Below are 11,399 nucleotides of genomic sequence, written 5' to 3' on the forward strand. Positions count from 1 at the left end.
ACGCCCGGGTCGAGGCCGAGCTGTACGGCGGCGGGGTCGCGCGGACCGCGGTGGCCGCCGAGCAGGCCGGTGCGCTGCGACCGGGCGACGTGCTCGCCCTCGCGGTGGGTCACGCCTGGTACGCGGCCGCGGCCTGGACCGGGTTGACGGTGCTCGGCCTGCTCGCGCTGCTGCGGCCGGCCGTGCGGGAGCTCGGCGCCCGCCGGCCGGGGGCGGCCGTGTGGCTGGTCGCCGCGGCACCGGCGCAGCTGCTCGTCGGCGCCGCCTACCTGTCGACCCGGCTCGACGACGGCGGCCGGGTCGACCAGCTCGTCTACGGCCGCTACGGCGACCCGCTGTGGTTCGTCCTGGCCCTGGCCGGCGGCGCGGCGCTGCTGTCCCGCCGCTCCCCCGCCCGGCTGCTCGTCGCCGCGCTGGTGGTCACGGCGGTGCTGTCGGCGGCCGCGCTCGTCGTGCTGCGCGCCACCCGCGACCGGGTCGAGGGCTTCGTCCAGCTCAACGTCCCCGGCCTGGAGGCGTGGGCCTGGCGGGTCGACGGACAGTACGCCGTCCCCTGGGCGCCCGCGACGACGCTCGCGCTCGCGGTGCTCGCCGGGTTCCTCCTCGTCGCGCGGGCCACGGCGGGGACCGGGGACGGCGGGACCGGGGTCGGGACAGCAGCCAGGACCGGGGCGGTGTCGACAGCGGGAGCCGCGGCGAGGACCGCGGCGGTCGGCCTGGTCGGCGTCCTCCTGCTCGGCACGGCCCTGGTCGCCGAGGACCGCACCATCGCCCCCCGCGACCTGTGGATCCAGCAGATGTTCGGCGCCCGGGACCTGGTCGAGGCCCACCCCGGCGTGCCGGTCCTCCTGGTGGAGGACCGGCCGCTCCTGCTCAGCGGGAACGCGCTGCAGTGGTGGCTCGCCGACCGGGTCACCCGGCTCGTGCGCACCGGGGAGGCCCTGCCCGCGGGCACGCCGTCCGGGACCCTCGTGGTCGGGCCCGCGGACCTGCCGCCGGCGGCGCCGGGCACCCTGACGCTGCTCGGCGTGGAGCCGAGCGGCAGCTACGCGGTCTGGCAGCTGGACCGCTAGCCGCTCAGGCCTGGTGCGTCGCCGCCGAGCGGTACTCGGTGTAGGTGTACGGGTTGTCCAGCACCTTGGTCTCGGGGACGTCGGGGTTCATCCCCCGCTGCCACTCCTCCTCGCCCATGCCGGAGCGCAGGTGCTCCAGCGTGCCGGCGACGGCGTCCTTGGCCCGCTGCACGTCCACCCCGACCAGGCGGTGCTCGTGCTTGACCACCCGGCCGTCGACGAGCACGGTGTGGACGTCGCCCCGCTGGGCCTGCAGCGCCACGTGCCCGTACGGGTGCAGCACGGGGAACATCACCGGGGACAGGTCGTTCTTGAGCAGGACCACGTCGGCCCGGCGGCCGACCTGGATGCTGCCGACCAGGCCGTCCATGCCCAGCGCCCTGGCCCCGCCGCGGGTCGCCCAGTCCACGACCTCCTCCGCGCGCAGGTGCACGTGGGTGACCGTGCCGCCCTCGCGGTGGGCCTCCATGTGCTCGCGCGACCGGTCGGCGCCGACCGTGCTGCGCATGGCCGAGAACAGGTCGCCGGACATCCACACGCTGGTGTCCATGCTGATCGACACCGGGATGCCGTGCTCGCGCAGCTGCCAGGTGGGGGGGTAGCCCTGGCCGCAGCTCTGCTCGGACTCCGTGGCCACCGACACCGAGCCGCCCGTCGCGGCGATGCGGTGGTAGCTGTCGTGGCCCAGGGTCGCGGCGTGGACGTACACCGTCCGCTCCTCCATGAACCCGCCGTCGTGCATGAGGCGGATGCCGTCGTCGTTGGTCGCCCCCCACACCCCGGCGTGCGTGGTGACAGCCAGGTCCAGGTCGCGGGCCACCTCGAAGGCGGCCCGCTCCGGGAACGCCGGGTCGCCCGTGACGTCGAAGGCCATCTGCAGGCCGAGCATGTCGCTGCGGGGGAACCGCTCGACGAAGGAGCGGAAGTCCGCCGAGGCCGACCACTCCCACGGCGCGGCCTGGATGTTGCCGTAGGCCAGGACGAAGCGGCCGGGCACCGAGCGCAGCGCGTCGACCGCGGCGTCGGCGTGCTCGACCGACTGCAGGCCGTGCGACCAGTCGACCGTGGTCGTCACGCCGGCGTCCAGCGACTCCAGCGCCGACAGCACGTTGCCCGCCGCGACGTCCTGCGGCCGGAACGCCCGGCCGTGCTCGAGGTAGTACCAGACGAAGTACTGCGTGAGGGTCCAGTCGGCCCCGTAGCCGCGCATCGCGGTCTGCCACATGTGCCGGTGCGTGTCGACCATGCCGGGCATGACGATGCCGCCGGTGGCGTCGACCTCCAGCGCGTCCGCGGGCGCGTCCAGGCGGGGGCCGACAGCGGCGACCGCGCCGTCGACGACGAGCACGTCGGCACCGTGGAGCACGGTGCGGGCGTCGTCCATCGTGAGGACGGTGCCCCCGCGCAGGACGACCGGCCGTCCGGGCGTGAGGTCGGCGGGGGTCGTGGGCTGGTCCATCGGACTCCTTCGTCCTGGCGCGGACGCCTGTCCGCACAGTGGGCAACGCTCGGACCCACTGTCCGACCGCCCCGACGGGCTGTCAAGCGGGACTGGACGGGTGCTTGACAGGGCCGTCGGCACCTCGCAGACTTCCCGGACACGCGTCCGCACAGCGGACAGCAGCGTCGACGACGACGGACGGAGGAGCCCCGATGGTCGAGGACGACCCCAGGGTCCCCCCTGCTGCCGGCCCGCTCGACGGCCTGCTGGTGGCCGACTTCTCGCGCATCCTCGCCGGACCGTACGCCTCGATGCTGCTGTCGGACATGGGCGCCCGGGTGGTCAAGGTCGAGGGGCGGGGCGGGGACGACACCCGCACCTGGCTGCCCCCCGTCCGCGGCGAGGTGTCCACGTACTACCTGGCGGTCAACCGCGGCAAGCGGTCGGTCGTGCTGGACCTCAAGGACCCCGACGACCTGGCCGCCGCGCAGGAGCTCGCCCGCCGCGCCGACGTCGTCATCGAGAACTTCAAGCCCGGCGGCCTGGCCCGGTTCGGCCTGGACTTCGCCACCGTCAGCGCCGGCAACCCCCGGGTGGTCTACGCCTCCATCACCGGCTTCGGCTCCGGGGCCGGCGCGGCGCTGCCCGGCTACGACCTCATGGTGCAGGCGATGTCGGGCCTGATGAGCCTCACGGGCGACCCGGACGGCTCCCCCTACCGCGCGGGCATCTCCGTCTTCGACGTCATGAGCGGCATGCAGGCGACCATCGGCGTCCTCGCCGCCCTCGCCTCGCGCGCCGTGACCGGCACCGGCCAGCACGTCGAGGTCAACCTGCTGTCGACCGCCCTGTCGGGCCTGGTCAACCACACGAGCGCCTGGGTGGCCGGCGGCACCGTCCCCTTCCGGATGGGCAACGCCCACCCCAGCCTGTTCCCCTACGAGCCGCTGCCGGTGGCCGACGGCGAGCTCATCGTCATCGCCGGCAACGACGGGCAGTTCGCGAAGCTGTGCGAGGTGCTGGGCGTCCCGGAGCTGCTCGAGGACCCGCGCTTCGCCCACAACCAGGACCGCACCGCCCACCGCGAGGGTCTGCGGCCGCTGCTCGTCGAGCGCCTGATGACCCGGACCCGCGACGAGTGGTTCCGTACCCTGCTCGACGCCGGCGTCCCCTGCGCGCCGATCAACACCGTCGACGAGGGCGTCGCGCTGGCCGAGGAGCTCGGGCTGGAGCCGGTCGTCGTGGTCGGCGAGGGCGACGCGGCCGTCCCCACGGTCCGCAACCCGCTGCGCTTCTCGGCCACCCCCGCCGGGTACGACCTGCCCCCGCCGGCCCTGGACGCCCACGGCGACGCCGTCCGCGCCTGGCTCGCCGGTCCCGCCGACGCCCCGCTGCCCGGAGGACGAGGATGAGCGACACCCCGCCGGCACCGGCGCCGGTCTACCGGACCTCGCTGGGCACCTCCACCGCCGACACCATCTCGCTGCTCGGCCACGACCTCGCCGGCGACCTCATGGGCCACGTCGGGTTCGGCGAGCTCGCGCTGTGGCTGGTCACCGGTGCGCGCCCGCAGCCCGGGGAGGTCGCGGTGTTCGAGGCCGTCCTCGTCGCCCTCGCCGACCACGGCTTCACCCCCACCGCGATCGCCGCCCGGCTGACGTACCTGTCCGCTCCGGACTCCCTGCAGGGCGCGCTCGCCGCGGGGCTGCTCGGCGGCGGGTCCCGGTTCCTGGGCGTCACCGAGGACACCGGGACCTGGCTGGCCGCCGCGCTCGCGGACGCCGGCCCGGACGGCGTGCCCGCCGACGACGACGAGGCCGGCTGGGACGCGCTGGCCCGCGACGGCGTCACGGCGACCCGTGCCGCCGGGCGGTTCGTCCCCGGTCTCGGCCACCCGGTGCACAAGGTGGCCGACCCCCGCACGCCACGCCTGGTCGCCATCGCGACCGAGAACGGCACGCTCGGCCCGCACCTGCGGCTGTTCCAGGCCGTGGGCCGGGTCGCCCCCGAGGTGCTCGGCCGCACCCTGCCGCTCAACGGCGCAGGGGTCTGCGGGGCGACGCTCGCCGACCTCGGGGTGCCGCTGCCCATGCTGCGGGGCGTGGCGCTGCTCGCCCGCGCCGCGGGCCTGCTGGGCCAGCTCGCCGAGGAGCACCGCGACCCCGTCGGCATGGACGTGTACCTGTCGGTCGACCGCAACGCCGTGTACGTCCCCCGCTCCGAGCGCTGAGCGCCCGGGCCACCCCCTCCGACGAAGGAGATCGCATGGCCGAGCTGGTCGCCGTCATCGCCTCGACCCACCACCCGTTCTACTACCGCGCCAGCACGGCGACCGGCGAGGACCGGCCGCCGTTCGCCGACGAGTGGGTGGCCAAGGTCGAGCGCTTCCGCGAGACGCTCACCCGCGCCCGGCCGGACGTCCTGCTCATGGTCGGCAGCGACCACTTCCACCAGCTGTGGCTGGACAACATGCCGCAGTTCCTCGTCGGCCACGCCGAGCAGTACGACGCGAACTGGTACAACGAGGAGCGCGAGTTCGGGCTGCCCCGGATGCGGATGACCGGGGACCGGGACCTGTCCGGCCACCTGCTGCGCGGCGGGCTCGACCTCGGCTTCGACCTGGCGTTCAGCAACGAGCTGCGCCTCGACCATTCCGTGACCTGCCCGATCATCACGCTGCGCCCGGAGAACGACCTGCCGATCGTGCCGGTCTACACGAACATCTTCGCGCCGCCGCTGCCGCAGCCGAAGAGGTTCGTCCAGCTGGGGCAGGCGATCCGGGAGCTCGTCGAGTCCTGGCCGAGCGACAAGCGGGTCGCGGTGATCGGCACCGGCCACCTCAGCCTGGAGCTCGGCGGCCCGCGCCAGTTCGGCCCGACCGGCCCGGACCCCGAGTTCGACCGGAAGGCCGTCGGGTGGATCGCGTCCGGCGACATCGAGAAGACGCTGGCGGAGGTGACGCTGGAGTCGCTGCACGCCCCCGGCAACGCCACCCACGGGTTCATGGACTTCATGCTCATGATGGGCGTGGCCGGCGAGGGCCAGGTCGCCGCGCACGCCGACAGCCTCGACCTGTTCCACACCATGGAGGCCTACTTCACCTGGTACCCCCAGGGCACCCCGGACGGAGGCCCGGCATGAGCAGGTACCTGCTCGACAAGTTCCTCTTCACCGTCGACCGCGACCCCGTGCTCGTCGAGCGCTACCGCGAGGACCCGGCCGGCACCGTCGCGGAGTGGGAGCGGACGACGGCCAACCGGCTGCTGTCGGCCCACGCCGGCGAGGACTCGACGTGGCTGGCGTTCACCGACGAGGAGCGGGCGGCGCTCGTCGCCCACGACTACCCGACGCTGTTCGGGATGGGCGCGCACCCGTTCCTCACGCTCACGCTGTTCATCGCCATGTTCGAGCGCGACCACCCCGAGCCGATGGCCTACCAGCGCGCCTACGCCGAGGCCCTGGCCCACTTCTCGCTGCCCTACCCCGACATCAGCACGTAGCCGTCGCGAGCACCCGACCGCCCACGAGGCCCGGGCGGCTCAGCCCGCGGCGGCCCGGGCGAGCACCTGCGCGACGGTGGCCTCGAGGTCGCCGCGGCGCAGCGCCCCGGTGCTGCGGCCGACCTCGCTGCCGTCAGGGCCGAAGACCACCACGGTGGGGACGCTGCGGACCTGGAGCAGGGCGGCCGTGGCCGGGCTGTCGTCGACGTCGCACACCCCGAACCGCACCGGGCCGTCGTGGGCGGCCGCCACGGCCCGGAACACCGGGGAGAACGTCCGGCACGGCGCGCACCAGGTCGCCGAGAAGTCGACGAAGGTCCAGCCGCCCTCGGTGAACGCCATGAAGTCCGTGTCGGTGACCGTCCGCACCGGGTCCTGCCGAGCCGTCGCCTCGTCCACCGGACCATGCTCGCAGCCGTCAGCGCAGGCGCGCCGGCCACCCCGCTGCGACGATCGGCGCGTGCGTGACCCCCGTGCGTCCGAGCGGTGGGAGCGCGCCACCCACTGGCCCCTCATGGCTGCTGCCGCACTGTTCCTCGTGGCCTACGCCTGGCCCGTGCTGGACCCGCGGCTCCCCGACCGCGCGGTGCTCGCCGCGGAGGTCACGACCTGGGCCGTGTGGGTGGCCTTCCTCGTGGACTACGTCGTCCGGCTGGCGCTGGCCCCGTCCCGCCGGCGCTTCGTCCGCTCGCACCCGCTGGAGCTCGCCGCGGTCGTGCTGCCCCTGGTCCGACCCCTGTCGCTGCTGCGGGTGGTCGCCACGCTGTCGGTGCTCCAGCGCGAGGCCGGGGCCAGCCTGCGCGGCCGGATCGCCACCTATGTCACGGGGGCGACGGCGCTGCTCGTGGTCGTCTCCGCCCTCGCCGTCCTCGAGGCCGAGCGAGAGCACCCGGACGCCCAGATCACGACGTTCCCCGACGCGGTGTGGTGGGCGCTGACGACGGTGAGCAGCGTCGGCTACGGCGACCTGGTGCCGGTCACCGGGGTCGGCAGGCTGGTGGCCGGCGGTCTGATGGTGGCGGGCATCGGCATCCTGGGCGTGGTCACCGCGACGCTCGCCTCCTACCTCGTGGAGCAGGTCTCGGTGCACGACGAGCGCGAGCAGCAGGAGCGCGCCGCCAGCCGCGCCCAGGTCGAGGAGCTCACCCGGCAGGTCGAGCGGCTGGCGGGTCTTCTGGAGGCCCGGGACCTCGGGGCTGCCCCCCCGGGCGGCCGTCCGTCCGGCCGCTGACGGGCGGAGGGACCTTCAGGCCGTGCGCCTGCGCAGCGTCGCGGCACCCCCGGCGAGGGCGGCTGCGGCGAAGGCCACGACGACCAGCAGCGGGCCCGCCAGGTCCCCGCCTGCACCGCCGGCCACCCCGCCCTCCCACCGGGCCACGACCGTCATGGCGTCGACCGCGTGGCTCAGCGGCAGCAGCGACGACAGCTCTCGCAGCCCGTCCGGCAGCGACGCCCGCGGCACGAGCAGCCCGCAGAGCAGCACCTGCGGCAGGACGACGGCGGGCATCATCTGCACCGCCTGCAGCTCGGTCGCGGCGAAGGCGCTCGCCAGCAGGCCGAGCGCCGTGCCGAGCACCGCGTCGACGACCGCCACCAGCAGCAGGGCGGCGACGGGACCCCGGACGTCCAGCCCGAGCAGGCCCACGGCCACGCCGACCGCCAGGACCGCCTGCGCCGTCGCGAGCAGGCCGAAGGCCAGGCCGTAGCCCAGCACGAGGTCGGCCTTGCCGAGGGGCGTGGTGAGCAGCCGCTCCAGCGTGCCGGTCTGCCGCTCCCGCAGGGTCGTCACGCTGGTGAGCAGGAACATGACGACGAACGGGAAGAGGGCCAGCATCGCCGGGCCGACGCGGTCGAACGCCGGGCCGCCCTCGTAGAGCCACGCCATGACCGACAGCAGGGCGGCGGGCAGCACGAGCACCATCGCCAGGGAGCGGCGGTCGCCGCGCACCTGGTGCAGCACCCGTCCCGCCGTGGCGGCGGCGAGCGCGGGCCGCACGAGGCCGCTCATGCCGGCACCGTGTCCTCGACCAGGGCCAGGAAGGCCTCCTCGACGTCGCGGGCACCGGTCCGGGCCAGGAGCTCGTCGTGGCTGCCCTCGGCGAGGACGCGGCCACCACGCAGCAGGACCAGGCGGTCGCAGCGTGCGGCCTCGTCCATCACGTGGCTGGACACCAGCAGCGTGGTCCCGCCCGCCGCGAGCCGGGCGAACAGCGCCCAGAGGTCGCGGCGGAGCACCGGGTCCAGGCCGACCGTCGGTTCGTCGAGGACGAGCAGCTCCGGCTCCGGCAGCAGCACGACCGCCAGACCGACCCGGGAGCGCTGCCCGCCGGACAGCGACCCGGCCCGACGACCGGCGTGCCCGTCCAGGTCCACCTGGTCCAGCACCCGCGCCACGGCCGCCCCCGCAGCCCGGCCCCGCAGGCCGTGCACGGCGGCGGCGTAGCGGAGGTTCTGCGCCACGGACAGGTCGTCGTAGACGCTCGCGCCCTGGGTGAGGTAGCCGACCCGGGACCGCAGCCCAGGGGTCCCGGCCGGACGGCCGAGCACGCGCAGCGACCCCTGCACACCGCGCTGGACCCCTACGACCGCACGCATGAGCGTGGTCTTGCCGCAGCCGCTCGGGCCCAGCAGGCCGAGCACCGCGCCCCGCGGCACGTCGAGGTCGACGTCGGCGAGCGCGTCGGTCCGCCCGCGCCGCACATGCACACCGCGCCCGACCACCGCGTCATTCATCATGTGATGAATGTGCTCCCCGGCCGGCGGACCGGTCAAGACCCTCAGGACGGCGGCGTGCCCGGCAGCGGGGGCAGCGGCCCGAACAGGTAGCGAGCCACCGTGGGGGCGACCTCGGCGACCACGGTCTCGTCGTCGGCCGAGGCCAGCGGCTCCACCCGGACCACGTAGCGGACCATGCCGAGGCCGACGACCTGGGAGGCCACGAGCGCGGCCCGCCGCTCCGGCTCGTCCACCTCGAGCCGCCGCACCAGGGGCAGCAGGAGGCGGCGCAGCACCAGCTCGCGCAGCAGGTCCCGCGCCACCTCCGAGCGCGCGACCGAGGCGACGACCGCACGCAGCGCGCCCCGCCCGTCCAGCCGGCCCCACACCAGCAGCACGGTCCGCACCAGGGTCTCCGCGGCGTCCTCGCGCGTCACCCCGGACAGGGAGCGGGCGGCCAGGGGCAGGTACTGCGCCGTGACGACGCTCTCGGTGAACAGCTCCTCCTTGGAGGAGAAGTAGTGGTGCACGAGCGCCGGGTCGACGCCCGCCCGCCGGGCCACGCCGCGCATGGAGGTCCCGTCCAGGCCGTGCTCGGCGAACTCCGCCGAGGCCGCGGCGAGCAGCTCGCCGCGGGTGTCGGCACCGGCTGCCCGGCGGCCACGGGGGCGGGGCGGGGGCGGCCCCTCCCCGTCGGCCTGCCCCCGTCGGACCACGCCCGCCTCAGGCGTCGATGACGACCGGGATGACCATGGGGCTGCGGCGGTGCTTGCGGTGCGCCCAGGTCCCGACGGCCCGGGCGATGAGCGCCTCGAGCTGCTGGGAGTCCCCGACGCCCTCGGCGGCGGCCTTGGACAGCGCCTTCTCCACCGCGGCGACCGCGCCGTCGAACGTGGTCGCGTCCTGGGCGAAGCCGCGGGCGATGAAGTCGGGCGTCTCGGTGAGGGCGCCGGAGTCGGCGTCGACGAGGGCGACGACGGTGATGACGCCCTCCTCGGCCAGGGTGCGGCGGTCCTTGAGCGAGGCCTCGGTGATGCTGCCGACGCTCATGCCGTCGACGAAGACGTAGCCCGCGCGGACCTTGCCGACGACCTTGGGCACGCCCGCGACGAGGTCGACGACGAAGCCGTCCTCGGCGATGACGACGCGCTCGGGCGGCACGCCGGTGGCGATCGCCAGGTCGGCGTTGGCGCGCAGGTGCCGCCACTCGCCGTGGACCGGCATGACGCCGCGCGGCTTGATGATGTTGTAGCAGTAGACGAGCTCGCCGGCGGCGGCGTGCCCGGACACGTGGACCTTGGCGTTGCCCTTGTGCACGACGTTCGCGCCCCAGCGGACCAGGCCGTTGATGACCCGGTAGATGGCGTTCTCGTTGCCGGGGATGAGCGAGCTGGCCAGCAGGACGGTGTCACCCTCGCCGATCCGGATGACGTGGTCGCGCGTGGCCATCCGCGACAGCGCCGCCATCGGCTCGCCCTGAGAGCCGGTGCAGACGAGCGCGACCTTGGAGTCGGGCATCTTCTCGATCTGCTTGAGGTCGACGACCAGGCCCTGCGGGACCGTGAGGTACCCCAGCTCCTGAGCGATGGTCATGTTGCGGACCATGGAGCGGCCGACGAAGGCGACCTTGCGGCCGTGCGCGTGGGCCGCGTCGAGCACCTGCTGGATCCGGTGCACGTGGCTGGCGAAGCTGGAGACGATGACGCGCCGGGGGGCGGTGCGGAACACCTTCTCGATCGCGGGGTTGAGCTCGCTCTCGGAGAACAGGAAGCCGGGGACCTCGGCGTTGGTGGAGTCGACGAGGAACAGGTCGACGCCCTCCTCGCCCAGGCGGGCGAACGCGCGCAGGTCGGTGGTGCGCCCGTCGAGCGGGAACTGGTCCATCTTGAAGTCGCCGGTGTGCAGCACGAGGCCGGCCGTGGTGCGGATCGCGACGGCGAGCCCGTCGGGGATGGAGTGGTTGACCGCGACGAACTCCAGGTCGAACGGGCCGAACGGCAGCCGCTGGCCCTCCTTGACCTCCCGCGTCACCGGGGTGATGCGGTGCTCCTTGAGCTTGGCGCTGATGAAGGCCAGCGTCAGGCGGGAGGCGATGACGGGGATGTCCGCCCGCTCCTTGAGCAGGTACGGCACGCCCCCGATGTGGTCCTCGTGCCCGTGGGTCAGCACGATGCCGACGATGTCGGCCAGCCGGTCCCGGATGTACGTGAAGTCGGGGAGGATCACGTCGACGCCGGGCTGGTGCTCCTCGGGGAACAGCACCCCGCAGTCGACGACGAGCAGCTTGCCGTCCTGCTCGAAGACGGTCATGTTGCGGCCGATCTCGCCGAGGCCGCCGAGCGCGACGATGCGCATGGCGCCCCTCGGCAGCGGGGGCGGCGAGCTGAGCTCCGGCGACGGGTGGCTCATGGTGGGGCTCCTTCTGGTGGTCCGGACGCTGGTCGCCCGGGGTGGTGCCCGCCGCTCGCGGAGGCCGCCGCCCGTGGGGCAGGGCCCGCTCGTCGTGCCGCGGGGTGGTGCAGGTCTGCGGGCCACCCTAGCCGCCGGGGGCCGCCCGCCCCCCGGCGGCGCTCAGCCCAGCAGGTCCGCGACCGGCCGCAGCGCGGTGACCAGGCCCGGCAGCCGCGCCGCGACCTCGCGGTGGGCGGCGACCAGCGCCGGGTCCGGCTG

The 11,399-nt window shown here is 74.8% G+C and carries 12 protein-coding genes; 6 read left to right on the forward strand and 6 right to left on the reverse strand.

Translation table 11 applies throughout. The features are described from left to right. On the forward strand, positions 1-1,073 hold a 1,073-nt coding region (locus tag WCS02_RS12250; RefSeq protein ID WP_340293556.1), incomplete at its 5' end, for a hypothetical protein. A gap of 4 nt (positions 1,074-1,077) precedes the next feature. Here the strand turns inward: WCS02_RS12250 and WCS02_RS12255 are convergent. Beyond that, the gene (locus WCS02_RS12255; protein ID WP_340293558.1) at positions 1,078-2,532 is read right to left on the reverse strand and encodes an amidohydrolase family protein; all 1,455 of its coding nucleotides are present in this window, start codon (positions 2,530-2,532) and stop codon (positions 1,078-1,080) included. A 194-nt stretch (positions 2,533-2,726) separates the two neighbouring features. Here WCS02_RS12255 and WCS02_RS12260 point away from each other — a divergent pair, with 194 nt between their 5' ends. Genes WCS02_RS12260 through WCS02_RS12275 form a run of 4 tightly spaced genes read left to right on the forward strand, consistent with a single transcriptional unit; the run spans position 2,727 to position 6,014 of the window. Then, entirely contained in the window at positions 2,727-3,926 is a 1,200-nt protein-coding gene (locus WCS02_RS12260; protein ID WP_340293561.1) for a CaiB/BaiF CoA transferase family protein, read from the forward strand. Continuing rightward, positions 3,923-4,744, forward strand: coding sequence for a citryl-CoA lyase (locus WCS02_RS12265; protein ID WP_340293563.1), 822 nt, complete (start codon positions 3,923-3,925; stop codon positions 4,742-4,744). The genes WCS02_RS12260 and WCS02_RS12265 overlap by 4 nt, the downstream gene beginning before the upstream one ends. Positions 4,745-4,779: 35 nt before the next feature. Continuing rightward, the gene (locus WCS02_RS12270; protein ID WP_340293566.1) at positions 4,780-5,655 is read left to right on the forward strand and encodes a DODA-type extradiol aromatic ring-opening family dioxygenase; all 876 of its coding nucleotides are present in this window, start codon (positions 4,780-4,782) and stop codon (positions 5,653-5,655) included. Then, the gene (locus tag WCS02_RS12275; protein WP_340293568.1) at positions 5,652-6,014 is read left to right on the forward strand and encodes a hypothetical protein; all 363 of its coding nucleotides are present in this window, start codon (positions 5,652-5,654) and stop codon (positions 6,012-6,014) included. Before WCS02_RS12270 ends, WCS02_RS12275 begins: the two co-directional genes overlap by 4 nt. 39 nt (positions 6,015-6,053) lie before the next feature. Here the strand turns inward: WCS02_RS12275 and WCS02_RS12280 are convergent, their stop codons facing one another. Next, positions 6,054-6,413, reverse strand: coding sequence for a thioredoxin family protein (locus tag WCS02_RS12280; protein ID WP_340293570.1), 360 nt, complete (start codon positions 6,411-6,413; stop codon positions 6,054-6,056). A 61-nt stretch (positions 6,414-6,474) separates the two neighbouring features. Between WCS02_RS12280 and WCS02_RS12285 the strand changes: the two genes are divergently transcribed. Beyond that, positions 6,475-7,245, forward strand: coding sequence for a potassium channel family protein (locus tag WCS02_RS12285; protein WP_340293572.1), 771 nt, complete (start codon positions 6,475-6,477; stop codon positions 7,243-7,245). A 15-nt stretch (positions 7,246-7,260) separates the two neighbouring features. Here WCS02_RS12285 and WCS02_RS12290 read toward each other — a convergent pair whose 3' ends face one another. Genes WCS02_RS12290 through WCS02_RS12305 form a run of 4 tightly spaced genes read right to left on the reverse strand, consistent with a single transcriptional unit; the run spans position 7,261 to position 11,138 of the window. Further along, positions 7,261-8,022, reverse strand: a complete 762-nt coding sequence (locus WCS02_RS12290) for an ABC transporter permease (RefSeq protein ID WP_340293574.1) — start codon at positions 8,020-8,022, stop codon at positions 7,261-7,263. After that, positions 8,019-8,750: an ABC transporter ATP-binding protein gene (locus WCS02_RS12295; protein WP_340293576.1), complete on the reverse strand. Its 732-nt coding sequence runs from the start codon at positions 8,748-8,750 to the stop codon at positions 8,019-8,021. The genes WCS02_RS12290 and WCS02_RS12295 overlap by 4 nt, the downstream gene beginning before the upstream one ends. A gap of 41 nt (positions 8,751-8,791) precedes the next feature. Further along, positions 8,792-9,445 carry a TetR/AcrR family transcriptional regulator gene (locus WCS02_RS12300; RefSeq protein ID WP_340293578.1) on the reverse strand — a complete coding sequence of 218 codons (654 nt, stop codon included), beginning with the start codon at positions 9,443-9,445 and terminating at the stop codon, positions 8,792-8,794. Positions 9,446-9,452: 7 nt separating this feature from the next. Next, positions 9,453-11,138, reverse strand: coding sequence for a ribonuclease J (locus WCS02_RS12305; protein ID WP_340293581.1), 1,686 nt, complete (start codon positions 11,136-11,138; stop codon positions 9,453-9,455). Positions 11,139-11,399 lie beyond the last annotated feature (261 nt).

Source organism: Aquipuribacter hungaricus, from assembly GCF_037860755.1.
Classification (GTDB): domain Bacteria; phylum Actinomycetota; class Actinomycetes; order Actinomycetales; family JBBAYJ01; genus Aquipuribacter; species Aquipuribacter hungaricus.